21 protein-coding genes are annotated in these 24,447 nt (G+C 72.2%); 5 read left to right on the top strand and 16 right to left on the bottom strand.

Annotated features, from left to right (window positions below; genetic code table 11):
• Window positions 1-58: 58 nt before the first annotated feature.
• The 3 genes from CG747_RS00535 to CG747_RS00545 all read right to left on the bottom strand — a co-directional run bounded on the left by CG747_RS00535 (window position 59) and on the right by CG747_RS00545 (window position 3,415).
• Window positions 59-397 carry a P-II family nitrogen regulator gene (locus tag CG747_RS00535; protein ID WP_039632407.1) on the bottom strand — a complete coding sequence of 113 codons (339 nt, stop codon included), beginning with the start codon at window positions 395-397 and terminating at the stop codon, window positions 59-61.
• Window positions 394-1,740, bottom strand: coding sequence for an ammonium transporter (locus CG747_RS00540; protein WP_100599579.1), 1,347 nt, complete (start codon window positions 1,738-1,740; stop codon window positions 394-396). The genes CG747_RS00535 and CG747_RS00540 overlap by 4 nt, the downstream gene beginning before the upstream one ends.
• 172 nt (window positions 1,741-1,912) lie before the next feature.
• Window positions 1,913-3,415, bottom strand: coding sequence for a hypothetical protein (locus CG747_RS00545; protein ID WP_374701724.1), 1,503 nt, complete (start codon window positions 3,413-3,415; stop codon window positions 1,913-1,915).
• A 477-nt stretch (window positions 3,416-3,892) separates the two neighbouring features.
• On the opposite strand from CG747_RS00545, the gene CG747_RS00550 reads away from it, so the two are divergent.
• The gene (locus CG747_RS00550; protein ID WP_100599580.1) at window positions 3,893-4,603 is read left to right on the top strand and encodes a bifunctional DNA primase/polymerase; all 711 of its coding nucleotides are present in this window, start codon (window positions 3,893-3,895) and stop codon (window positions 4,601-4,603) included.
• A gap of 303 nt (window positions 4,604-4,906) precedes the next feature.
• Here CG747_RS00550 and ftsY read toward each other — a convergent pair whose 3' ends face one another.
• Both ftsY and CG747_RS00560 read right to left on the bottom strand, forming a co-directional pair.
• Complete coding sequence (gene ftsY / locus CG747_RS00555) at window positions 4,907-6,139, bottom strand: signal recognition particle-docking protein FtsY (protein ID WP_100599581.1); 1,233 nt, start codon at window positions 6,137-6,139, stop codon at window positions 4,907-4,909.
• A gap of 111 nt (window positions 6,140-6,250) precedes the next feature.
• The gene (locus tag CG747_RS00560; protein WP_100599582.1) at window positions 6,251-6,505 is read right to left on the bottom strand and encodes a hypothetical protein; all 255 of its coding nucleotides are present in this window, start codon (window positions 6,503-6,505) and stop codon (window positions 6,251-6,253) included.
• Between the two features lie 424 nt (window positions 6,506-6,929).
• Here CG747_RS00560 and CG747_RS00565 point away from each other — a divergent pair, with 424 nt between their 5' ends.
• From CG747_RS00565 to CG747_RS00575, 3 genes are all read left to right on the top strand, one after another.
• Window positions 6,930-8,429 (top strand): cytosine permease, encoded by a 1,500-nt coding sequence (locus CG747_RS00565; RefSeq protein ID WP_100599583.1) that lies wholly within the window; start codon window positions 6,930-6,932, stop codon window positions 8,427-8,429.
• 92 nt (window positions 8,430-8,521) lie between these two features.
• The gene (locus CG747_RS00570; RefSeq protein ID WP_100599584.1) at window positions 8,522-9,526 is read left to right on the top strand and encodes an LLM class flavin-dependent oxidoreductase; all 1,005 of its coding nucleotides are present in this window, start codon (window positions 8,522-8,524) and stop codon (window positions 9,524-9,526) included.
• A gap of 60 nt (window positions 9,527-9,586) precedes the next feature.
• Window positions 9,587-11,365, top strand: a complete 1,779-nt coding sequence (locus tag CG747_RS00575; RefSeq protein ID WP_100599585.1) for an ankyrin repeat domain-containing protein — start codon at window positions 9,587-9,589, stop codon at window positions 11,363-11,365.
• 96 nt (window positions 11,366-11,461) lie between these two features.
• Here CG747_RS00575 and CG747_RS00580 read toward each other — a convergent pair whose 3' ends face one another.
• The 4 genes from CG747_RS00580 to CG747_RS00595 form a co-directional block, all read right to left on the bottom strand.
• Entirely contained in the window at window positions 11,462-12,880 is a 1,419-nt protein-coding gene (locus tag CG747_RS00580) for a sugar porter family MFS transporter (protein ID WP_100599586.1), read from the bottom strand.
• Between the two features lie 258 nt (window positions 12,881-13,138).
• Complete coding sequence (locus tag CG747_RS00585; protein WP_100599587.1) at window positions 13,139-16,810, bottom strand: chromosome segregation SMC family protein; 3,672 nt, start codon at window positions 16,808-16,810, stop codon at window positions 13,139-13,141.
• Window positions 16,811-17,205: 395 nt separating this feature from the next.
• Window positions 17,206-17,409, bottom strand: coding sequence for a hypothetical protein (locus CG747_RS00590; protein WP_100599588.1), 204 nt, complete (start codon window positions 17,407-17,409; stop codon window positions 17,206-17,208).
• A gap of 382 nt (window positions 17,410-17,791) precedes the next feature.
• Window positions 17,792-18,073 carry an acylphosphatase gene (locus CG747_RS00595; RefSeq protein WP_100599589.1) on the bottom strand — a complete coding sequence of 94 codons (282 nt, stop codon included), beginning with the start codon at window positions 18,071-18,073 and terminating at the stop codon, window positions 17,792-17,794.
• Between the two features lie 133 nt (window positions 18,074-18,206).
• Between CG747_RS00595 and CG747_RS00600 the strand changes: the two genes are divergently transcribed.
• A complete protein-coding gene (locus CG747_RS00600; protein ID WP_100599590.1) occupies window positions 18,207-19,184 on the top strand; it encodes a CAP domain-containing protein in 978 nt (325 codons plus the stop codon).
• Between the two features lie 30 nt (window positions 19,185-19,214).
• Here the strand turns inward: CG747_RS00600 and mutM are convergent, their stop codons facing one another.
• From mutM to rsmD, 7 genes are all read right to left on the bottom strand, one after another.
• Window positions 19,215-20,168, bottom strand: a complete 954-nt coding sequence (gene mutM / locus CG747_RS00605) for a bifunctional DNA-formamidopyrimidine glycosylase/DNA-(apurinic or apyrimidinic site) lyase (RefSeq protein ID WP_100599591.1) — start codon at window positions 20,166-20,168, stop codon at window positions 19,215-19,217.
• A gap of 106 nt (window positions 20,169-20,274) precedes the next feature.
• Window positions 20,275-21,123, bottom strand: coding sequence for a ribonuclease III (gene rnc, locus CG747_RS00610; protein WP_180985333.1), 849 nt, complete (start codon window positions 21,121-21,123; stop codon window positions 20,275-20,277).
• Between the two features lie 7 nt (window positions 21,124-21,130).
• Complete coding sequence (gene rpmF / locus CG747_RS00615) at window positions 21,131-21,304, bottom strand: 50S ribosomal protein L32 (RefSeq protein WP_039632438.1); 174 nt, start codon at window positions 21,302-21,304, stop codon at window positions 21,131-21,133.
• Between the two features lie 2 nt (window positions 21,305-21,306).
• Window positions 21,307-21,894, bottom strand: coding sequence for a DUF177 domain-containing protein (locus CG747_RS00620; protein WP_257980158.1), 588 nt, complete (start codon window positions 21,892-21,894; stop codon window positions 21,307-21,309).
• Window positions 21,895-22,094: 200 nt separating this feature from the next.
• On the bottom strand, window positions 22,095-23,198 hold the full coding sequence (locus tag CG747_RS00625) for a cell division initiation protein (protein ID WP_100599594.1): 1,104 nt from the start codon (window positions 23,196-23,198) through the stop codon (window positions 22,095-22,097).
• Between the two features lie 128 nt (window positions 23,199-23,326).
• Complete coding sequence (gene coaD, locus CG747_RS00630) at window positions 23,327-23,809, bottom strand: pantetheine-phosphate adenylyltransferase (protein ID WP_308303758.1); 483 nt, start codon at window positions 23,807-23,809, stop codon at window positions 23,327-23,329.
• 26 nt (window positions 23,810-23,835) lie between these two features.
• Window positions 23,836-24,435, bottom strand: coding sequence for a 16S rRNA (guanine(966)-N(2))-methyltransferase RsmD (rsmD, locus tag CG747_RS00635; RefSeq protein WP_100599596.1), 600 nt, complete (start codon window positions 24,433-24,435; stop codon window positions 23,836-23,838).
• Between the last annotated feature and the right edge of the window lie 12 nt (window positions 24,436-24,447).

Genomic DNA, 24,447 nt, shown 5'->3' on the forward strand with positions numbered 1-24,447 from the left:
CTCGGTCGTGTTGTCCCCCACCGCGCTCCTGCCGTCCCCGCCGCCCTCGGCCGGCGGCTCAGAGTGCGTCGGGTCCGCGCTCCCCGGTCCGCACGCGCACCGCCTCCTCGACGGGGACGCTCCACACCTTCCCGTCGCCGATCTTGCCGGTGCGGGCGGCCTTGACCACGACCTCCACCAGCTCCTCGGCGTCCGCGTCCTCGACGAGCACCTCGATCCGGATCTTGGGCACCAGGTCGACGGTGTACTCGGCACCCCGGTACACCTCGGTGTGCCCGCGTTGCCGCCCGTAGCCGCTGGCCTCGGTGACGGTGAGGCCGTGCACGCCGAACGCCTGGAGGGCGTCCTTCACCTCGTCGAGCCGGTGCGGCTTGATTACTGCCGTGATGAGCTTCACGCGTCCACCTTCTTGGTCAGGGAATCGCCGAGTGCCGTGGTCCTGCGGGCCGTGCCGCCGCCCGCGCCGGCGAAGTCGTACGCGGTCTCGGCGTGCGCGGCCTGGTCGACGCCGGTGATCTCCTCGTCCTCGCCGACCCGGAAGCCCATCACCAGGTCGATGGCCTTGGCAAGGACGTACGAGACGACCAGCGAGTACAGCAGGACGCAGACCACTCCGACGGCCTGTTTGCCGAGCTGGGCGAAGCCGCCCCCGTAGAAGAGGCCCTTGGCGTCGCTCTGCACGCCGCCGGTGGCGAACAGGCCGATCAGCAGCGAGCCGACGATGCCGCCGACGAGGTGGACGCCGACGACGTCGAGGGAGTCGTCGTAGCCGAACTTGTACTTGAGGCCGACGGCCATGGCGCAGAGCACCCCGGCGATCACGCCGACCGCGATGGCGCCGAGCGGGCTGACCGCGCCGCAGGCGGGGGTGATGGCGACCAGTCCGGCGACCGCGCCGGAGGCCGCGCCGAGGGTGGTGAAGGAGCCGTGCCGGAGCTTCTCGTAGGCGAGCCAGCCGAGCATCGCGGCGGCGGTGGCGACCTGGGTGTTGACGAAGGCGACCGCGGCGATGCCGTCGTCGTTGTTGAGCCAGGAGCCGGCGTTGAAGCCGAACCAGCCGAACCACAGCAGACCGGCGCCGAGCATCACCAGCGGCAGGCTGTGCGGCCGCATCGGGTCCTTCTTGAAGCCGATGCGCTTGCCGACGACGAGGATCACTCCGAGCGCCGCGGCACCGGCGTTGATGTGGACGGCGGTGCCGCCGGCGAAGTCGATCACGCCGAGTTTGAAGAGCCAGCCGCCGTCGGCCCACACCCAGTGGGCGACCGGGAAGTAGACGACGGTCACCCACAGCGCGGTGAACAGCGCCCAGGCGGTGAACTTCACCCGGTCGGCGAGGGCGCCGCTGATCAGCGCGGGGGTGATCACCGCGAACATCAGCTGGAACACGGCGAAGACGTAGACGGGGATGGTGGTGGTGCCCCACAGCTGGGTCAGGCCGATGTGGCCGAGGCCGGCGAAGTCGCCGTTCCAGCCGATGACGCCGCCGGTGTCGGTGCCGAAGGCGAGCCCGAAGCCGTAGAGCACCCACAGGAGGGTGACGATGCCCAGGCTGATGAAGCTCATCATCAGCATGTTCAGGACACTCTTGACCCGGACCATGCCGCCGTAGAAGAAGGCCAGGCCGGGCGTCATGAGCATCACCAGCGCGGAGCAGATGAGCATGAACCCGGTGTTGGCGGGACTGAGCGTGGCTTTTTCCGCGAGGCCGTCTGCGAGCGTAAGGATGCCTGGGGGCATCGGCGTCTCCTCGTCGTCGATGCGGCCCGTGCGGGTGTGGGGTGGGCCGGCTTCGCGATGAGGGTGTCGCGGCGCCGTTTCGGCCAAACCTTGCCGGTGTTTCACCGGGGTGACGAAGCCGTCTTCCGTGTTACGCGCCGGTGAATTCGGGCCGTCGTCGCGGGCGGTCCGGTCAGCCCGCCACGGCGGATTCCGGGAGCTGGCGGGAGAGCTCGTCGCTGAGCTGGATCACCTCGGTGACGCCGCCGAATTCCCGGACCGCGGTGTCCACCGTTTTGCGCAACCGGGTGTTGACCCGTTCGGACCGGACCTGCCGGGCGTACGGTATCGCCTGCTGGGCCATCACGGCGCACGCCTCGGGCTCCTTCTGGAGCAGGTGGACGGTGGCCATCCCGATCAGGTTGAGCGCGTACGAGCGCTGGTGCTCGGCGTCCTTGCCGAACAGTTCGACGGCGCGCTGCATGACCGGTTCCGCCAGCGAGGCGTAGGTGGGGCTGCGGCCGGCCACATAGGCGAGGTCGCGGTAGGAGTGGGCGTTCTCGCCGTTGAGCTCGGCCTCGGAGAAGAAGCGGATCCAGTCCGGCTCGGGTTCGCCGGGGGTGACGTCGGAGAAGGTGTCCTCGGCCATCCGCACCGCCCGCTTGACCTTGCTGGGCTGGCCCATGCCGGCGTAGGCGCGGGCCTCCATCGCATACAACATGGCCTGGGTGCGCGGGGTGGCGGTCTCCCGGCTCCCGTACTGGGCGAGGTGGATCAGCTCCAGCGCGTCGTCGGGCCGGCCGAGGTGGATCATCTGCCGGCTCATGCTGGAGAGGATGTACGAGCCCAGGGGGCGGTCGCCGGCCTCTTTGGAGGCGTGCAGGGCGAGCACGAAGTACTTCTGGGCGGTCGGCTGGAGGCCGACGTCGTAGCTCATCCAGCCGGCGAGTTCGGCGAGTTCGGCGGCGACCTTGAACAGCCGCCTGGCGACCTCCGGCGACTGGGGTTCCTGGAGGAGGTCGGTGACCTCGTGGAGCTGGCCGACCACCGCCTTGCGCCGCAGGCCGCCGCCGCACTGGGCGTCCCACTGCCGGAACATCGCGGTGGTGGCCTCCAGCAGCTCCAGCTCGGGGCGGGAGAGGCGGGCCGGGCGCCGGGCCCGGTCGGACTGCGTCGCGGCCTCGCCCCGGACGGCGGACACCGGCACCAGCCAGCGCTGCATCGGCTCGATGAGAGAGGGGCCGGCGGCGAGGGCGAGGGAGGTGCCCAGGAAGCCGCGGCGGGCCAGCATCAGGTCGCTGCGGGTGAACTCGCTGATGAGGTCGACCGTTTGGGGGCCGGCCCAGGGGAGGTCGACGCCGGAGACGGACGGCGACTGGTGGGCCGAGCGCAGTCCCAGCTCCTCGATGCCGACCACGCAGCCGAAGCGTTCGGAGAAGAGTTCGGAGAGGATCCGCGGGATGGGCTCCCGGGGCTGCTCGCCGTCCAGCCAGCGGCGCACCCGAGAGGTGTCGGTGCTGATGTGGTGGGCGCCCATCTGGCGCGCCCGGCGGTTGACCTGCCGGGCCAGCTCGCCCTTCGACCAGCCGCTGCGCAGGAACCACGAGCCCAACTGCGCGTTGGGGCGTTTGGCACCGTCGGCGCCGTCCCTGCCGTCCGTGCTGTTGGAGCCGGCGGTGTCGCCAGTGCCGCCCACAGGAATGCCCCCGTTCCGATAGCGCTTGTCCGCGAATCCCCCACAGGATGCCGCCTGTTGCGGCGCCTGTTCCGCGCTACATCTACCCGACCGCGGAATCCGGCCACACCTCGGGTCGCCGCCTGGTCGCATTGCCACCGGCATACCCGTGCGAAGAACGCCTCTCCGAGGTTCGCGCACCGAAAGTAATCCTACGATCACGCTCGTCGGGAGGACGATTGCGGAAACGCCACCATTCGCCACCCCTTCGCATGAACTCCCCGGCCGCCTCTCGCGATTGACTTGACACAGGTCGTACGGGGACGGGCGGAGCGGAGCACGCCGAGGCGTGCGCGGCACCTCGCACCACCCGGCGTACGACGGCACACCACCGGCACCGCGGACCGCCGACGGAGCGTGAGCACCAGAGTGAAGAACCGTCTCCTCGTCAACTCCCCGACTCGTAACCACTCGTACGCACCACCCGTTGGAGGGGGCATGGGTTTCACGATCGGCGGCATCCGGGACCTCCGTTCCGGTTCGCGCCGGCGCATCCGCTCGGCCGAGGGCACCGCGGTGGCCGAGTACACGGGGCTGTGGGGCTGGGACGTCGTCCCGGGGGCCCGTGCGGTCCGGGCCGGTGGCCGGACGGACTGCTCGTGCGGGGCCGCGGACTGCCCGTCCCCGGGCGCCCATCCGCTCTCCTTCGGCCGGGAACTGGCGGCCGGCGCGACGCTGGAGAAGGCGCTGGCGGCCTGGGCGGAGACGCCGGGCGCGGCGGTGCTGCTCCCGGTGGGCCGGTCCTTCGACGTCCTCGACGTGCCGGAGGACGCCGGCCGGGGCGCGCTGGCACGGCTGGAGCGGATGGGCCTGCCACTGGGTCCGGTGGCGGCCACGCCGACCGGGCGGGCGCTGTTCCTCGTCGCCCCGGGGGCGGCCGCCGCGCTCCCCGACCTCCTCTACCGCATGGGGTGGGACGACGCGGATCTGGACCTGCGTCCGCTGGGGCGCGGCGACCACATCACCGCGCCGCCGTCCGACCTCGGCGGTCACGGGCCGATGCGCTGGCTGCGCCCGCCGACCCTGGAGACCGCCGGCCGGCCGCCGCAGGCCCGGTTACTGCTGGGGACGCTGGCGTACGTGTGCAACAGGGCGGCGGGCGGCCGGGCGGTCTCCGCCGCGGCGGTGTCCGGCCCGGCGGCGTGCTGAGCCGAAGCACATCGTTTCGCCGTCGGGCCGGGAGGGTGCGGGGCGGTGGTCCCGCACGGCCGTCGCCTGCCGCACCGGCCGCGCGCCCGGCCCGCCGCACCGCCGTTACGCGCCACCCGTCCGCATGGGTCCGATGTGTCCACCCCCGGCACCGGTGCGGCGTCTTGGCTTGATCCAAACGCTCCCGCCGCAGCCGACGTCCAGGGCGACGGGCCGCCCTCGCCCTACGGAGAAACGGCGGCGGCCCCCGTACCCGTCATCCACAGGTACCGGGGGCCGCCGCCGTCATGCCGGGCCGCGAGATCAGTCGATCAGTGCGTCCACGAACGCCTCGGGCTCGAACGGCGCCAGGTCGTCCGGGCCCTCGCCCAGACCGACCAGCTTGACCGGAACACCCAGTTCGCGCTGGACGGCGATGATGATGCCGCCCTTGGCGGTGCCGTCGAGCTTGGTGAGCACCACACCGGTGATGTCCACGACCTCGGCGAAGACCCGCGCCTGCACCAGGCCGTTCTGGCCGGTGGTGGCGTCGAGGACGAGCAGCACCTCGCCGACCGGGCCGTGCTTCTCGACGACCCGCTTGACCTTGCCGAGCTCGTCCATCAGGCCGGTCTTGGTGTGCAGCCGGCCCGCGGTGTCGATCAGGACGACGTCGGCGGACTCGGCGATGCCCTCCTTGACCGCGTCGAAGGCGATGGAGGCCGGGTCGCCGCCCTCCGGGCCGCGGACCGTGCGGGCGCCGACCCGCTCGCCCCAGGTCTGGAGCTGGTCGGCGGCGGCGGCGCGGAAGGTGTCCGCCGCACCGAGGACCACGGACTTGCCGTCGGCGACCAGGACCCGGGCCAGCTTGCCGGTGGTGGTGGTCTTGCCGGTGCCGTTGACGCCGACGACCATCACGACGCCGGGGATCTCGTCGCCGCCGTTGCCGATGCCGTTGGCGGTGTGCACGGTGCGGTCGGCGTCGGTGCCGATGAGCGCGAGCAGTTCCTCGCGGAGCAGCCGGCGCAGGTCCTCGGGGGTGCGGGTGCCCAGCACCTTGACCCGCTCGCGGAGCCGCTCGACCAGTTCCTGGGTGGGGGCGACGCCGACGTCGGCGGTCAGCAGGGTGTCCTCGATCTCCTCCCAGGTGTCCTCGTCGAGGTGTTCCCGCGACAGCAGGGTCAGCAGGCCCTTGCCGAGGGTGTTCTGGGAGCGGGCGAGCCGGGCGCGCAGCCGCACCAGGCGGCCGGCGGTCGGCTCGGGGACCTCGACGGCGGGCGCCGCGGGCGCCTCCGGCTCGGCGACCGGCGCCTCGGCCTCGGCCACCGGGGCCTCGGCCGCGGGCAGCTCGACTTCTTCGATGGTGCGACGTTCTTCGTCGCGGGGGGTTTCGGCCTCCTCGCCGACCTGCGGTTCGGCGGGGGGCGCGGTGACGGAGGGCTTGGGGGCAGCCGGCGGGGGCGGCAGCTGCTTCTTCTTGCGGCCGCTGACGACGAGCCCGCTGATCGCGCCGAGCACGACCACGGCGATGACTACAGCAAGGATGACGGTTTCCATAACCCCTCCAGTATCAGCCACGCCCCGCCACGGACAGCCGCACGCGCCCGGGGATCCGCCGCGGGTCCCGGCGGGGCTGCACGGGGCCCGGGGGCTGCTCGGCGCCGGGCGTCAGGACTCCCGGTGCTCCTCGGTGCGCCAGCGCTCCAGGGTGGGGTCGCGGTGGGAGTCGTACGTTCCCGATCCCCGGCAGTGCCGGCACTCGCCGGCCCGCTGGACGGTCTCGTAGGGGCCCCGGAACGGGTCGACACCGGGGGCGTAGGCCAGGGCCTGGGACACATAGCCGGTGCCCTGGCACCACTGACACGTCGTCTTGCCGGACACACCGGACACATCGGCCTCCTGCGCGCGCTCGCTGTCGTTCATCGGGATCACCTTGCACCAATTCCGGTGCGTCATGCCCTGGAGGCCGCCATCTCGCCGGTCGGCAGTCCGCCGACGGTGCTCAAACGAGACATGCATCTCTCCGACGGGCTCGCGGCGGGGTTCCGGAGCGGGGCGAAAGCGCGGAAGCGGACCCTCCGGTTCACCTTCTGGGGGTCCACTGCGTCTTGTATGTCCTGATCAGGGGGGTGTGACTGGATTCATCGACAGGATGACGTGTTCCGTGTCATCGTCGGGGAGTCCAAGGGGGCGGACCGGTAGAAGTTGGATCAAAGTACGATGGTGGGCGGCTGCGCAACGCGCGTAGAGTCCTGGCAACCACTTTCTGGCCAGGCATCACAGCCGCTGCCTGCACCCCCTTCCCCCCGGGGGTGCCCCCAGACCCCGCACGGAGACAGCTGCACCCATGGGCACCAGCACCGCGTCCACATCCACGTCCCTTTCCGAAGCCGACGGCGCCGTCGAGACACGCGGCATCGAGCCGGTTCCGGACCATGAACGCCGGGGTCGGGTCCGCGAACTCTTCCCGACCTGGGTGGCGGCCAACATCAGCGTGCTGCTGCTCACCATGGGCGCCTCCCTGGTGATCAACAACGGTCTGAACTTCTGGCAGGTCCTGGTGGTCGCCGCGATCGCGTCGGCGATCTCCTTCGGGATCGTCGGCCTGCTGTCGGTCTCCGGGAAGTGGGGCGGCGCGCCGGGCGCGATGCTCTCCCGGGCCGCCTTCGGCGTGCGCGGCAACTACTTCCCGGGCGCGATCCTGTGGGTGGCCCGCTTCGGCTGGGAGACGATCAACGCGGTCAGCGGCGCCTACGCGATCCTGACCGTGCTCCGCCTGGTGTTCGGCATCCAGACCAACAACGTGCTGGTCGTGGTGACCCTGCTGGGCTTCGTCGCCTGCACCTTCCTGGTGAGCGGGATGGGCCGCAAGGCACTGAACGTCTGCAACAAGTACTCCACGTACCTCTTCAGCCTCATCAGCCTCGTCGTCCTCGTGTACCTGATCGTCGAGATGCCGTGGGGCGCCATCTTCGCCAAGTCCCCGGGCAGCGGCGCGATGATGATCGCGGGCATCGGCACCATCGCGGCCGGCGGCCTCAGCTGGGTGCCCACCGGCCCGGACTTCGCGCGCTACCTCCCGCACTCCGCCTCCGGCAAGAAGATCGTCGGCACCACCGTCTCGGGTGCCGCCCTGGTGCTGGTCCCGATGGTGGTCATGGGCGGCGTGATGGCCGTCTCCAACCCGGAGCTGGCCAACCAGAACACCGACCCGATGTCCTTCCTGGGCCAGGTGCTGCCGTCGGCCATCGCGATCCCGTACCTGATCACCGCGCTGATCGGCATGATGCTGATCAACAGCCTGTCGATGTACTCCGCGGGCTTCACCGCGCAGACCATGGGCGTCAAGCTGCCGCGCGCCCTGGCGGTCAGCATCAACGCCGTCATCAGCCTGGCCGGCGGGCTGTTCATGATGCTGGTGGCCAAGGACTTCGTGGGCCAGTTCATCGCCTTCCTGACGCTGCTCGCGGTCTCCTTCTCCGCCTGGATCGGCGTCTACGGCATCGACATGGCCCGTCGCCGCAAGATGGCGGTCCGCTACCACGCGGAGAGCCTGATGACCATCGACCGCACCAGCCGCTACTGGTACAAGGGCGGCTTCTGCTGGCAGGCCATGGCGGCCTGGGCAATCGCGCTGATCGCGGGCCTGTGCTTCACCAAGGTGCAGTGGTTCACCGGTCCGCTGGCCGGCACCTGGATCGGCCAGAACGGTCTGGGCTGGGTGGCGACCATCCTGATCGGCGCGGTGGTCTTCGCGGTCCTGCCGGCCGCCAAGGAGAACGAGGCCCCGGCGCCGGCTCCCGCGACGGAGGGCGAGGAGCAGCGGTCGGCCGTCGAGGTCGGCTGACCGTCGGCCGGTTCTCGACCACCACTCTGGTGAACTGACGTATCGTCAGCTACGGTCCCCTTCGCCACCTGCTCCGGCGAAGGGGACCTGTCATGTCCGCCGGCACCACCGCACCCACCACGGTCGTGCGCGTCAACCTCGCCGGCCCGCCGGCCGCGCCCGACGAGCTCTCCGCCCGCTACCGGGCCGCCGTCGAGATGGCCGAGTACGCCGACGCGCACGGCGTGGGCATGATCCAGACCGAGGAGCACCACGCCACCGACAACGGCTGGATGCCCTCACCGCTCACCTTCGCCGGCGCCGTCCTCGGCGCCACCCGTCGGATCGGCGTCACCGTCTCCGCCCTGATCACCCCGCTGCACGACCCGCTGCGGCTGGCCGAGGACATCGCCGTGCTCGATCTGCTCGGCGCCGGCCGGCTGGTCACCGTCGCCGGCCTCGGCTACCGGCCCGAGGAGTACGCGGCCCACGGCAAGGAGTGGCGGAACCGCGGCGCCCTCCAGGACGAGGTGCTCCGGACTCTGCTGGACGCCTGGACCGGTGAACCGTTCCGCTACCAGGGGCGCACGGTCAGGGTCACCCCGCGCCCGTACTCCCGGCCGCATCCGCCGCTGCTCATCGGGGGCGGCTCGCGGCCGGCGGCCCGGCGCGCGGCCCGCCTGGGGCTGCCGTTCTTCCCCAGCGCCCACCTGCCGGAGTTGGAGCGCTACTACCGCGAGCAGTGCGCCGCGGCCGGGACCGGCGGCTGGGTGCTCCAGCCGCCGCGGCGCACCTGCCTGCTGCACCTCTCCGAGGACCCGGACCGGGGTTGGGCCGAGTACGGCGGCCACCTGCTGTACGAGGCGCAGCGGTACGCGGCCTGGCAGTCGGCCGGGGCCCGCTCCGCGGTACGGTCCGCCGCGCAGGACACCGCGGCGCTGCGCGCGGAGGGGGTGTACCGGATCGTCACGCCGGACGCCGCCGTCCGGCTCGCCCAAGAGGACGGCACCCAGGGCGCGTTGATCCTGCATCCGCTGTGCGGCGGGATGCCGGTCGAGGAGGGCTGGCGGTCGCTGCGGCTGTTCGCGGAGCGGGTGCTGCCGCGGCTGACGGGCTGACGCGGGCGGGCGGCGCCTGCGGCACGGTCGGTTGTCAGTGGCGGGTGCCACGATCGAGGCATGAGCTTCTTCGACGGTCTGCCCGCGTCCGCTCCCCCGGCCGAACCACCCGACGAGACCCTGGAGTTGTGCGCCTACGTGCCCGGCGGGGACGAGCAGTTCGCGCCCTCCCACTGGTTCGTCCCGGCGCAGCTCGCACAGGTCGCCGAGGTCGGCGCGGGCCCGGACGCGCGGATCGTGCTCACCGGCTGGCAGGTCTGGCCGGGGTCGGTGACGATGCGGCTGTCGGTCTTCCTGCGGCGGATCCGGCCCGGCGGCCGGACGTCGCCGTACGGTCATCCCGGCGGCGGGGCGCTGCGCTGCGGTCTGCTGCTGGCCGACGGGCAGAAGGTCACCACGCTCGACGGCCCGCCCGGCCCGATGGCCGGTCCGCCCCGGCCGACGCTGCGGCTGAGCGGCGGCAGCGGCGGCGCCTTCCACTACGAACTGGAGCTGCACCTCTCGCAGTTGCCGCCGGCCGGCGCCACCCGGCTGGTCGTCGAGTGGCCGGACCAGCAGGTGCCCGAGACGGTCACCGTCGTCGACGCCGGGCCGCTGCGGGCGGCGGCCGGCGAGGCCCGGGAGATCTGGCCGGACGCCGCGTCGCCGGCCCCTCGGACGGCGGGTGAGGAGTCACGGGGGTTCCTCGGCCTCGGCCCGGGGCCTTCGGAGATCGTGGCCCGGCCGCCCGAGCCAAAGCCGTGGTCCCCGCCCGCGCCGGATCCCGGGCGCGGCGACTGGGAGCCGATAGCCCCGTTCCACTGGCGGGACACCGATTTGGTGCTGGCCCGGCCGGCCGGCGGCGCCGACCCCGGTGCCCTCGCGCCCGGCGCCCGCGAAGCCCCGCTGCATCTGGCCGCCGCCCACGGTTCCCCCACGGCCGTCGCCGCACTCCTGGACCGGGGCTCGGCGGTGGACGTGCCGGACGACCAGGGCTGCACCCCCCTGTGGCACGCCGTCTGCCACGGCGCCGAGGAGAACGCGGCGCTGCTGCTGCGGGCCGGTGCCGATGCCTGGCGGCCGCAGGCCGGCGGCCGCTCCCCCGGCCGGCTGGCGCTGACCACCGCCCTGGCCCCGCTGTTCGCCGGGCTGCCGGGAGTGGTGCCGCTGACGCCCGAGGAGCGCGCCGCGCAGCAGGACGCGGACGAGCGGGCGGCGGTGTTCCGGGGAGTGCACACCGAGGGCGTCTCGGTGGCGTTCGTGGCGGGGATCGACGAGGCGGAGGCGGCCCGGCGCCTGGGCCGGGACCCCGACGACTGCCCGGTGCCCGCTCCGGACGCCGGTACGGACCGCTCCGGCACCGGCCCGCGGGACACCGGGCCGTACGACACCGATGCGCACGCCACCGAGCGGTACGCCGCCGATGCGTACGACCGCGCCGCGCACGACGCCGAGGAGTCCCACCGCCGGGTGGGGGTGACGGGGGTGCCCGGCGGCTGCGTCCTGCTCCAGCCGGCCTCGTATCTGCTGAGCACCGACCCGGTGCTGGACGCGCTCTCCGTGGGCACCGCCGCGTACGGCCTGTACTTCAACCCCGGCGGCGGCACCTTCGGCGCCCTCTCCCGCGACGGCCGCACCGAGCTGACCGAGGAGATCGGCCTCCCGCCGCACGGGGACGAGCCCGAGGGGCACTGGGACTACCGCTTCTGGAGCTGGTCCCGGCCGGCGGACCTGTACGGCGCGAGCGAGTTGGGGTACGCGTCCGCGGCGGCCGGTATGCGGCTGACGGACCCGGGGCCGGTGTCCGGCCCGCCCCGCCGCTGGGTGGAGATACCCGAGGGCAGCCCGCTCCTCCGGTAGGGCCGGTCCGCCGCGCCCGGCCCCGGAAACCACCGCTGCCCCGGCTCGGGTGAGCCGGGGCAGCAGCGAGAACTGAGGAGAGGGCTGGCGGGGGGGTTAGCCCATCTCCTCCAACGCCTTGCCCTTGGTCTCCTTCACGAACTTGAGCACGAAGGGGATCGAGAGCAGAGCGAAGACCATGTAGATCACGTAGGTGCCGGACAGGTTCCAGTCGGAGAGGCTGGGGAAGCTGGCCGTGATCGCCCAGTTGGCGATCCACTGCGCGGAGGCGGCGACGCCCAGCGCGGCGGCCCGGATCTTGTTGGGGAACATCTCACCGAGGAAGACCCAGACCACGACGCCCCAGGAGAGGGCGAAGAAGAGGACGAAGCCGTGCGCGGCGATCAGGGCCACGGTGCCTTCGGTGGACGGCAGGGTGCCGGCCGCGGTCTTGGCGGAGAAGGCCCACGCCTCCAGGCCGAGCGCGACGGCCATACCGGCCGAGCCGATCAGCGCCAGCGGACGGCGGCCGATCCGGTCGACGAAGATCATCGCGATCACGGTACCGATGATGTTGATGATCGAGGTGGTGAAGCTGTAGAAGAACGAGCCCTCCGGGTTGATGCCGACCGACTGCCACAGCGTCGAGGAGTAGTAGAAGGCGACGTTGATGCCGACCAGCTGCTGGAAGACGGAGAGTCCGATGCCGACCCAGACGATCGGCAGGAAGCCGCCCTTGCCGCCGAGCAGGTCCTTGAAGGTCGACCTGTGCTCGCTGCGCATCGCGTCCTGGATCTCGGAGACCCGGGCGTCGAGGTCGACCGTGCGGCCCTCGACCTCGGAGAGCACCTCCTTGGCGCGGCCGATCTTGCCGACGGAGATCAGGAAGCGCGGCGACTCGGGGATCGCGAAGGAGAGCAGACCGTAGAGGATGGCCGGGACGACCATCACGCCGAGCATCCACTGCCAGGCTTCCAGGCCGGCGATCTTGCCGCGCTGCTGGCCGTCGGCGAGGTTGAGGATGCCCCAGTTGACGAGCTGCGAGATGGCGATGCCGACGACGATGGCCGCCTGCTGGAAGGAGCCGAGCCGGCCGCGGTAGGCGGGCGGCGAGACCTCGGCGATGTAGGCCGGGCCGATGACCGAGGCCATACCGATCGCGATGCCACCCAGGATGCGCCACATCGCCAGGTCCCACAGGGCGAACGGCAGCGCGGAGCCGATGGCGCTGATGGTGAACAGCACCGCGGCGATCTGCATGACCCGGATCCGGCCGATCCGGTCGGCGATCCGGCCGGCGGTGGCGGCACCGATGGCGCAGCCGATCAGCGCGACGGCGATCACCTGCGCAAGGACGGCGGACCCGACGTCGTAGCGGCTGCGGATCGCCTCGACCGCGCCGTTGATCACGGAGCTGTCGTAGCCGAAGAGGAAGCCGCCCATCGCGGCAGCCGCGGTGATGAAGATGACATGGCCGAGGTGGTCCGGTTGGGCCTTACGGCCTTCCGGGACCGTCGGCTGCGCGGTGCTGGTCAACGTGAACTCCAGTGGCCCGGCTGCGCTGCCGGGCGTAGGGGGCTGGCCCTACAAGTGGTGCACACGTTGGGGGTACCCACCACTTGAAGGTAAAAGCAACGTTGCAGAGACTATTCCTTTAAGTTTCGAAGTCAATACCCCCAAGCTGACGTCTTCCTCACCCGACTGACACAGCCTTCATTCAAGTTCTGAATTGATCTTCAGGGAGTGAAGAAGGGCGGTCCCGAACCTCCGGCGCGACCGGCCCGCTCGCCCGGCTCAGCGCAGCCGCTGGCTGATCACCTTCGAGACGCCGTCCCCTTGCATCGACACGCCGTAGAGCGCGTCGGCGACCTCCATCGTCCGCTTCTGGTGCGTGATCACGATCAGCTGCGAACTCTCCTGGAGTTCCTCCATGATCCGGATCAGCCGCTGCAGATTGGTGTCGTCCAGCGCCGCCTCGACCTCGTCCATCACGTAGAACGGGCTGGGGCGCGCCTTGAAGATCGACACCAGCAGCGCCACCGCGGTCAGCGACCGCTCGCCGCCCGACAGCAGCGACAGTCGCTTGACCTTCTTCCCCGGCGGTCGCGCCTCCACGTCCACCCCGGTCGCCAGCATGTCGTCCGGGTTCGTCAGCACCAGCCGCCCCTCACCGCCCGGGAAGAGGCGCGCGAAGACGCCCTCGAACTCCCGCGCGGTGTCGTGGTACGCCTCCGTGAAGACCTGCTCGACCCGCTCGTCGACCTCCTTGACCACCCGCAGCAGGTCCGCCCGGGTCTTCTTCAAGTCTTCAAGCTGTTCGCTGAGGAACCGGTGCCGCTCCTCCAGCGCCGCGAATTCCTCCAGCGCGAGCGGGTTCACCTTCCCGAGCTGCTGATACGCCCGCTCGGCTGCCTTCAACCGCCTCTCCTGCTCGGCCCGGACGTAGCGCACCGGCTGGTTCCGCGGATGCTCCGGGTCGTCGGGCAGCTCCTCGCCCTGCGCCGGCGGGGACGGCGGCACCGGCTGGTCGGGGCCGTACTCCGCCACCAACGCGGCCGGCTCCACCCCCAGCTCCTCCAGCGCCCGACCCTCCAACTGCTCGATCCGCAACCGCTTCTCCGCGCCCAGCACCTCACCGCGGTGCACCGAATCGGTCAGCTTGTCCAGCTCGGCCGCCAACTCCCGGCCCTGCTCGCGCTCGGCGACCAGCGCCCGCTCCCGCTCGTCCTTGGCGCGTTCCGCGGCGGCCCGCTCCTCCTCGGCCCGGACGACCGACACCTCGATGTGCGCCAACAACTGCCGCGCGCCCGCGGCCACCGCCCCGGCCACCGCCGCCTCGTGCCGCAGCCGGGCCCGCCGCCGCTCGGCCCGCGCCCGCGCCTCGCGCTCGGCCCGCGCCGCCCGGTCCAGCCCGTCCGCCCGCCCGGCGAGCGCCTTGACCCGCTCCTCGTGCGTCCGCGCCTGGAGCCGGGCCTCCATCTCCGTCTGCCGGGCGTTGGCCCCGTCGGCCGCCAGCCGGTCACGGACCGACGTGTCGGGCTCCTCGTCGTCCGCGCCCGGGGCCTCCTCTGCCGCGGCCAGCCGCCCGGCCAGTTCCTCCGCCTCCTCGGTGGCCCGCGCCAGCGCCTCCTCGGCCCGGGCGGCGGCCGCGGCGGACCGCTCCGCCTCCCCCGCGGCGGCCCGCGCCTGCCCGGCGAGCCGCCCCAGGTCCCCGGCGACCTTCGACTTCTCCCGATCGGCCGCCCGCCGCCGGGCGTCCGCTTCCTCGACCAGCGCGGCGCACTCGGTACGCCGCAGCTCCGCGGCCCGCCGCGCCTCGGCCAGCGCGTCGCAGCGGGCCGCCAGCTCCGTGAGCTCCGCCGCCGCCTGATCGACGGACGCCTGGACCTCCAGCAGGCTGGGCGCCCCCGCCGAACCGCCCTGGGCGAAGTGCGCCCCGAGCAGATCGCCCTCCGCGGTGACGGCGGTCAGCTCCGGCCGCGCCACCACCAGCTCCTCGGCCTCCGCCAGCGTCCCGACCACCACCACGTCACGCAGCAGCCGGGCCACCGAGGCGGTCAACTCCCTTGGCCCGTGGACCAGTTCATGGGCGGGCACGGGACCGCCGACGGCCCCCGGCACTCCGGCCGCGCCGCTCCCACCGCTCCCGCCCGCCGGACCGGACGACTCACCGCCCGCCCGCTCGGCGACCTCCACCGCCGCCACGGCCTCCCTCGCCCGGGCCGGCGCCGGCACCCGGGCCGGACGGGTACCGCCCAGCACCATCGCCGCCCGCCCGGCGTCCTCCTTGCGCAGCAGCCGCAGTGCCTCCGCGGCGGCGGCCGGGTCGGTGACCGCGACCGCGTCCGCCGCGGCGCCCAGCGCGGCCGCCACCGGAACCTCGAAGCCCGGCGCGACGGTGAGCAGTTCGGCCGCCGGTCCGAGCAGGCCGCCGATCCGGTCCGCGGCGGCCAGCAGCGCGCCGGTGCCGTCCTTACGACGCAGCCCGAGGGCGAGCGCGTCGTGCCGGGCGGCGGTCGCGGCCCGCTCCCGCTCGGCCGCGGTCAGCGCCTCCCGCGCGGCGGTCAGCGCGGACTCGGCCGCCGCCAGCTCCCGCCGCGCCGCCTCGTACCGCCCACCGGCCTCCGCGTCGTCCGCGTCCAGCCCGTCGACCTCGGCCTTGAGCTGCTCGTACTCCTCCTGAGCCGCAACCGCCCGACTCCGGGCATCCTCCCGGGCCTCGACCAGCCGGCCGATCTCCGCCTGCGCCGAGGCGGCCCGGCCGCGGGCGGCGGTGACCTGCCCGCCGAGCCGGGCCAGACCCTCGCGCCGGTCGGCCAGCGCCCGCGCGACGTCCCGCAGCCGCCGCTCCTCGTCCGCCAACTGCCGCTCCAGCGCGGCCCGGTGCTCGGCGGTGTCCTCCAACGCCCGGCTCGCCGCCTCCAGCGCCGCCGTCAACTCCGCCTCCTGCTCGCGGATCCGGCCGGCCTCCCGCTCCAGGTCCTCGGGGTCCCGGCCGCCCCGCTCCTCCGGCGGGGCCGCCGCGGCGCTCCGGATCCGGGCCTCGGCCAACGAGACCGTGCCGCGCACCCGCTCGGCGAGCTGGGACAGCGCGTACCAGGTCTGCTGGGCCCGCTGCACCCGCGGCGTGAGGGCCCGCACCTCCGCCTCCAGGGCCGCCTCGCGCTGCTGGGCGGTGCGCAGCCGGGCCTCCACCGCTTCCTTGCGCTCCTTCAGCGCCGCCTCGTCGGCGATCTCCGCGGCCAGCGCCCGGCGCAGCACGACGAGGTCGTCGGCGAGCAGCCGCAGTCGGGCGTCGCGCAGATCGGCCTGGATGACGGCGGCCCGCCGGGCGACCGCGGCCTGCCGCCCCAGTGGTTTGAGCTGCCGCCGCAGCTCGTCGGTCAGGTCCTGGACGCGGGCGAGATTGGCCTTCATCGCCTCCAGCTTCCGCAGCGCCTTCTCCTTGCGCTTGCGGTGCTTGAGCACGCCGGCCGCCTCCTCGATGAACGCCCGACGGCCCATCGGATCGGCCTGCAGGACGGAATCGAGCTGGCCCTGGCCGACGATCACATGCATTTCGCGGCCGATACCGGAATCGGAGAGGAGTTCCTGGATATCCAACAACCGGCAGGTGTCACCGTTGATCTGGTACTCGCTGCCGCCGTTCCGGAACATGATCCGGGTCAGCGTGACTTCGGCGTATTCGATGGGCAGCGCACCGTCGGAATTGTCGATCGTCAACGAGACCTCGGCGCGGCCGAGCGGCGGCCGCCCGGTCGTCCCGGCGAAGATGACGTCCTCCATCTTGCCGCCGCGCAGCGACTTGGCCCCCTGCTCCCCCATGACCCACGACAACGCGTCCACGACGTTGGACTTGCCGGAACCATTGGGGCCCACGACACAGGTGATACCTGGTTCGAACCGCAGTGTCGTGGCGGAGGCGAAGGACTTGAAGCCTCGCAGGGTCAGACTCTTCAGATGCACGCCTTTGAACTCTACCCGCCCCTCCGCGACACCCCTCCGCAACATTCCGTCGACCGCCACGACCCCATACCGCCCCCGGGTGTCCACCGCCGTTACCCGCCCCGTTTCACCGAGGAAAAGAAGGGGACGGTTTCACCGGGTAAAGGGAGGGGCACATCATGCGGTAAGGACGACACCGAGGGGCTGGGGAAACACCGCGGGACGGAAGTGACCGGAGGGCACCCAGGTGTCCGGACGGCGCGGAAATGACACAGCGCACGGCCGGGGAATTACCGAAGACGGAACGGGGAAGCGACGAAGGGACGCCGAAGCGTCCCTTGCAGATCTTGAAGTGCGGTGCCTCAAGCGGCTGGCGTGCAGCCCGTCCGACCTTGATCGGAATGAGGTGATCGGGGTCAGGTGAGCGCGGGCTCCGCCTGGGGTACGTCGATGTCGAGCACCGAATCGTCGCGACGCGCGGCAGCGCAGAGCATGTCATTTTCGGCCTGCATCCGAATGAGTTCGGATTCGAGGTCCTGGACGCGCTGCTGAAGCCGTCGCATCTCGGCGAGGACTCGGGGGTCGGAGCCGCCGACGTAACCGAGAAGCGCCTTTGCCATGATGGATGGTCCTCCACAATGAGTGACCGACCGAAGCGGTGTGGGTCGTGAGGGATTCGCACCCGCGGTGCTTGTCATTCTCCAGGTGTACTCAATGCCAAACAGCTAAGGTGCGCGGGGATTCCAGAGTCTCACCAAACGGATGGGGGGTCAACACGATCACGCCCCGTATCCTCGGGCACCTGAGAGTGCGCGGCCGCCAAGACATGGCGCCGACTCTCCAGAAAGGACCCGTGGGGCGTAGAGATCATCCGTACAGCGGCAGCCTTGCACGGGTCGGCCGAGTTGGCAACCACCAGGGCTTATCTCCCGTAAGCAGCTCACGATGGTGCACCCGCGGGCGCCCTTGGCGCGGCCGTCCGGGGGGCTTCTCCCGGCCCGGTCAGCGGATCTCGAAGCCGTCGTAACCGCCCCGCGGCGTGGCCCAAATCTCAGTGACGCCGTCGACGGCCCCGGGCGTGTCCCCGGTCCGCAGCCACTCCAGCAACTGCTCGCAGTGCTCCTTGGGCCCCTCCGCGACGACCTGGACGCGTCCGTCGCCGAGATTGACCGCGAAACCGGCGAGCCCGCCGATGCGCAAAGCGTTCGCTCGGGTGAACCAGCGGAACCCGACTTCCTGGACCAACCCGCGTACCCACGCGGTCATTCGCACCTCGTCTTCCATGTGTGCACGTTAACCGGCCAATTGCTCAGCAAGCACATCTGTCCCTGGCGTCATGGCGTACAGTCCCCCGACAGCGAGGACTCACCCTTTCGAGTGAGTCGTTCTTGACGCTGGACGGAAGGAAGTTCTGCGGATGGGCCGCCATCGACGCTCTGCTCCCCACGCCCCGGAACGCCCGCATGCGGGGCCCCTTGACGGTCCGACAGGTACCGGCGCGGCCGCCGGCCACCGCGGTCACCGGGCGGCCCGCCGGACCGCGCCGGTGCGGACGGGACTGCTCGGCGCCTCCGCCGCGGTGGCGATGGGAGCGGTGGCGGTGGCGTCCGGCCTCATCCCCGGTGGCGGGCGGTTCGAGGTGGGCGGCGGCCCCACCGACCGGGTGCGCGCCGACACGCTGCCGGACGCCCGGCCGCAGGAGAGCTCCGCGGCTCCGGTGCCCGGGGGCACGGACGCGGCGGGCCGCGGCGGCGGGGACACCGCGTCCCGGGGTACCGGACGGGCCGCCACCCCGGCGTCCCCCGGGTCCCCGGGCTCACCGGACTCCCCTGGCTCCTCGGGATCGGTGGTCCCGCCCGTCTCGCCCAGCGCCTCCCCGTCGGCGACCCGGCCCTCCGCGTCCCCGTCCCAGGAGCCCGGCGACCGGCCGACCGCACGGCCCAGCGCCCGGCCGACCACCACGGCGCCCCCGCAGTCGGCTTCCCCGACCGCCGGCCCGGGCGCCGGCGGCAGCACCGAGTCCGCGGCCGAGGCCGAGGTGCTCTCGCTGGTCAACCAGGAGCGCGCCCGGGTGGGCTGCTCGCCGGTCACCACCAGCCGTGACCTGGCCGGTCTGGCCCAGCGGTTCAGCGACGACATGGCGCGGCGCGGGTTCTTCGGCCACACCGATCCGGACGGCCACACGCCCTGGGACCGGGCCCACGCCCAGGGCATAGCGGACCTCGGCGGGGAGAACATCGCCCGGGGCCAGGCCGATGCCCGGTCCGTGATGGATTCATGGATGAACGACCCGGGGCACCGCGCCAACATCCTCAACTGCGAGTACAAGTCCCTCGGTGTCGGCGCCCACTTCGGTCCGGGCGGCCCGTGGTGGACCCAGGACTTCGGCTTCTGAGGCGGACTCCGGCGGCCCGCCCGGTCCCGGTCAGCTCGGCCGCGGCGGGCGCTGGCAGCGCGGGCAGAAGTAGCTCGACCGGTTCATCCAGGAGCGGCGGCGGATGGGCGTGCCGCAGCGGCGGCAGGGTTCGTCCTCGCGGCCGTAGGCGTCCAGCGAGCGCTCGAAGTAGCCGGACTCGCCGTTGACGTTGACGTAGAGGCTGTCGAAGCTGGTGCCGCCGACGGCCAGCGCGGCGTTCATCACGTCCCGGACGTGCCCGAGGAGTTCGGCGGTGCGGGGGCGGGTGAAGGTGGCGGTCGGCCGGTCGTAGTGGAGCCGGGAGCGCCAGAGCGCCTCGTCGGCGTAGATGTTGCCGACGCCGCTGATCAGGGTCTGGTCGAGGAGCGCGCGCTTGATCGTGGTCCGGCGGCGGCGCAGCGCGTCGTGGAAGGCGGCGTCGTCGAAGGCCGGGTCGAGCGGGTCCCGGGCGATGTGCGCGATCACGTCGGGGAGCAGGTCGGGGTCGCCGGGCACGGTGTCGTGCAGCGAGAGGCCCCCGAAGGTGCGCTGGTCGACGAAGCGCAGCTCGGTGCCGGCGGCCTCGCCGCCGGCCGGGACGCCGGTTTCGGTGAAGCGGATCCGGATCCGCAGGTGCTTCTCGTCGGGGGCGTCCTGCGGCTGGACCAGCAGCTGCCCGCTCATGCCGAGGTGGGCGAGGATCGCCAGGCCGTGGGTGACGGACGGGGTGAGGACCGGGGCGATGCCCTCGGCGGCGCTCTGGGCGGCCGGGCCGCCGCCGGTCACCGGGAGCCAGAGGTACTTGCCGCGGCGGCGGGCCGGGCCGACGCGCAGCCCCTTGAGCCGGGCGGCGAAGTCGTCCGCGCCCGCGGTGTGCCGGCGGATGGCGCGCGGATGGCGGACCTCGACGGTGTCGATGGTGCGGCCGCTGACCCAGCGCGCAAGGCCACGGCGGACGACCTCGACCTCGGGCAGCTCGGGCACGGGCACTCCTCACGCTTCTCTGGGCGAGTCACAGGACTCCGGAAAAGACTTCTGACCCCACCCGGAGCGGCGATGGAGCCGCCCGGGAGGGGTCAGAAGCGGTGTTTCAGTGTGCCGGCGACGCGGTGTCGCCGGAAGCCTGAGCCGGGTCGTCGCCGTCCGGCGTCTTCCCGGCCGCCTCGTCCGCCGCCGCGCGGATCGCGCGCCATGCGGACTCGGCCGCCTGCTGCTCGGCTTCCTTCTTGCTGCGGCCGGTGCCGGTGCCGTACGAGACACCACCGACGCGGGCAGCAGCAGTAAAGGTCTTCTCGTGGTCCGGTCCGGTCTCGGTGACCAGGTATTCCGGGACACCGAGGCCCTCGGTCGCGGTGAGCTCCTGGAGACTCGTCTTCCAGTCCAGGCCGGCGCCCAGGCTGGAGGACTTCTCGATGAGCGGGTCGAAGAGCCGGTGCACCAGCTCGCCTGCCGCGTCGAGGCCCTGGTCGAGATAGACCGCGCCGATCACCGCTTCCAGGGTGTCGGCGAGGATGGAGGCTTTGTCCCGGCCGCCCGTGCCCTCTTCGCCCCGTCCGAGGCGGATGAAAGCGCCGAGGTCGAGGCCGCGGCCCACCTCGGCGAGCGCCCGCGAGTTGACCACCGCGGCCCGCAGTTTGGCCAGTTGGCCTTCCGGCAGGTCGGGGTGGATGCGGTACAGCGTGTCCGTGACCACCAGGCCGAGCACCGAATCCCCGAGGAATTCGAGCCGCTCGTTGGTGGGCAGACCGCCGTTCTCGTAGGCGTACGAGCGATGCGTCAGCGCACGCACCAGAAGGGCGGACTCAAGTGTGTACCCGAGCCGCCCTTCCAGAAGCGAGAGGGACGAGGCCGTGTCCGCCGGTGCCGTTTCGACTCCACGCTTGCGGGGCGCCGAAGGACCGTCTTCTGCCTTCTTCGGGCTAGACACAGTGCCTGTCACCAGCCGCTCAGACCGCGATGACCTGGCGCTTGTTGTAGGTGCCGCAGCTCGGGCACGCGATGTGCTGCAGCTTCGGCTCCTGGCAGCGCTCGCACGCAACCAGGGTGGGGACCGCAGCCTTCCACTGCGACCGGCGGTGGCGCGTGTTGCTGCGCGACATCTTCCGCTTCGGAACAGCCACGGCTACTTCTCCTGAGGTTCATCCCCGCCGTCGCGGGGTTCAATGTCCGTCTCTCGGTCCTGGTTGGACTCGACGAGTTCCTGCAGTGCCGCCCAGCGCATGTCGACGGCGTCGTGATGGTGGTCCGGGTCGTCCGCCAGCCGCGCCCCACAGTCGGGGCACAGGCCCGGGCAGTCCTCCCGGCACACCGGCTGCAGCGGCAGTGCCAGCACCACCGCGTCCCGCAGCACGGGTTCGAGGTCGAACAGGTCGTCCTCGATGTGGAAGCTGTCCTCCTCGTCCTCGGCGTCGTCGCCGGACTCGGTGGTCCGGACGTCGGCGTCGGGGTAGGAGAACAACTCCTGGAAGTCCGCTTCGAGCACTCGCTCCAGCGGCTCCAGACACCTTACGCACTCCCCCGTCACGGTCGCACGGGCGGTGCCTGTGACAAGCACCCCGTCCATGACCGCTTCCAGGCGGAGTCCGAGCTCGACCGGACCGCCCTCGGGCACTCCGATGACCTCGTTGCCGAGGTCCGCGGGGGCCTCGACGGAGCGGGAGAGCCGCTTGAGCGTGCCGGGACGACGACCCAGCTCGCGTGTGTCGAACACGAGCGGGGAACGGTGGTCGAGGCGGGCGTTGATGGCTTTCCTGCTTTCTGTACTGCGGTATCGGCCTTCCGCCGCCGGAGTCCGGCGTGCGGGCAGCAGTGATCGCGGGCATACACACGACCGAAGAGCCAGGATACTGGACGGTCCCCGATAGGCCCAATCCGCATCCGTCGGCCACCCGGCGCGGGGCCGGACGGAGCCTAGTGCCGGCCTTCTTCGTACTGCCGCAGCTGGTCGAGGTTGATCAGGCTGGTGTCGAAGAGGCTGGTCTCGTCCAGGGCGCCGGGGCGGTCGGCGTGGGCCTGGGGAGCGTGCTGGGGCTGCGGGGGCACCTGCTGCCCGTGGTAGTTGACGCCCTGGTCGTAGCCCTGCTGGGGGACCTGGGCGACCGGCTGCTGGGTCTGCTGCCAGTCGTAGCCGTAGGGGTCCTGGTGCGGGGTGTACGCGACCTGGTCGGGCTGCTGGTACGAGTAGCCGTCCGGCTGCTGGTAGGCGGCGGCCTGGCCGTCGTAGTAGCCGGGCTGCGGGGCCTGGAGGGCCTCCTGGGGTGCCGGCTGGTCGGTGCCCTGGATCCCGGTGACGCCCGCCAGGCCGGCGAGGTAGTCCGCGTCGGCCTGCAGCGGGGCGGCGTTCTGCGGGTCGCTCTGGGCGGCGAGGTGGGCGCCGAGCTCGTCGATGGCGCGGGCGCCCTGGAGCTTGTCGCGGCCGCGGCCGACCGCCTCCAGGGTCTTGGTCAGGACGGCCTGGAAGGCGCCGAACTTGGTGTCCACGTAGGCGTCGGCGCGTTGCCTGAGAGTCTCCGGGTCGGCGCTGCGCTCAGGGGCCTCGGTGTCCTCGTAGCCCTGCTCGTCCAGGCCCGGGCCGCGGCCCAGCAGCTTCTCGCGGCCGCGGTCGACGGCGCCGATGGTCTTGGTGAGCACGACCTCGAAGTTGGCGAGTTTGCTGTCGACGTAGTCGTCGGCCTGGACGCGGATCTCCTCGGCCTCCTGGCGGGCCTCGGCCAGGAGGCGGTCCGCCTCGTCCTGGGCCTGCCGGACCACCTCGGTGTCCGAGATCAGCGAGCCGCGCTGGCTGTGCGCGGACTCGATGATCCGCTCGGCCTCGACGCGCGCCTGCTCCACCACCTGCTCGCGCCCGCCGAGGAGTTCCTGCGCCTGCGCGAGGGAGCCGGGCAGCGCGGTGCGCACTTCCTCCAGCAGGGCGAGCAGGTCGGCGCGGTTGACCACGCACGAGGCCGACATGGGCACGGACCGGGCGCTGCCGACGGCTGCGACGATGTCGTCGAGCTTCTTCTGGACGTCCACCTTGGACTCGCCACTCTCTGCAGGATCGGAAGGACGGAACGGGACGACTGTACGGCCAGGAGCCCCCGCCCCGACACCTGCTGACGATGCGTCAGCCAGGCGTCGTTCCTACCGCACCGGGTGCCGGGTCACGGCTTGTTGCGGAGCCGTTCGGTCAGCGCCTCCAGGACGAACGGCGGGACCAGGTGGGAGACGTCGCCGCCCCAGGCCGCGACCTCCTTGACCAGGCTGGAGGAGAGGAAGCTGTAGGTGGGGTTGGTCGGCACGAAGAGCGTCTCCACCCCGGAGAGGCCGTTGTTCATCTGGGCCATCTGGAGTTCGTAGTCGAAGTCGCTGACCGCGCGCAGGCCCTTGACGATGGCGGGGATGTCGCGCTGCTTGCAGAAGTCGACGAGCAGGCCGTGGAAGGACTCGACCTCGACGTTGCCGTACTCGGCGGTGGCCCGCCGGATCAGGTCGATCCGCTCCTCGACCGTGAACAGGCCCTGCTTGGACTGGTTGATCATCACGGCGACGTGGACGACGTCGTACAGCCTGGAGGCCCGGGCGATGATGTCCAGGTGCCCGTTGGTGATGGGGTCGAAGGACCCCGGACAGACGGCGCGGCGCAACTTCGTCTCCTCGCTCTCCGGTCCGTTCATGACAGGGTTGCTGACGTCGGTTCGGCGGACGCCGAAGCGGCGCGACCGTACCAAAGCGTCCCCTCGCCGTAGCGACGGGCCTTGATCGCTTCGAATCCGTCCGGCCAGCCGAACGTGCCACCCCGGGTGCTCCGCTCCACGGTGACGAGTGCCTCGGCGGCAAGCCACCCCTGACCACGGAGTGTGAGCAGAATCTCCCGGAGTTCGTCGTCGTCGACCGCGTACGGCGGGTCCAGGAAGACGATGTCGTACGGCGCTCCGGGGGCCGGGGTCGCGGCGATCTGCTCGGCCTTGCCGGCCCGGACCTCGACGCCGGGCAGGCCGACCGCCTTGACGTTCTCCCGGATGGTGCGGACCGCGCGGGAGTCGGCCTCGACCAGCAGGACGTGCGCGGCGCCGCGGGAGAGCGCCTCCAGGCCGACCGCGCCGGAACCGCCGTAGAGGTCGAGCATCCGGGCGCCGGTCAGCGGCCCGTCGAGCGCCTCCCAGGTGGAGAACATGCCCTCGCGCGCCCGGTCGGAGGTGGGGCGGGTGCCGTTGCCCGGTGGTACGGCGAGGCGGCGGCCGCCGGCCGTACCGGCGATCACGCGGGTCATGGGCCCGTCCTT

It is taken from the genome of Streptomyces sp. CB02959, assembly GCF_002803155.1.
Taxonomy (GTDB): Bacteria; Actinomycetota; Actinomycetes; order Streptomycetales; family Streptomycetaceae; genus Streptomyces.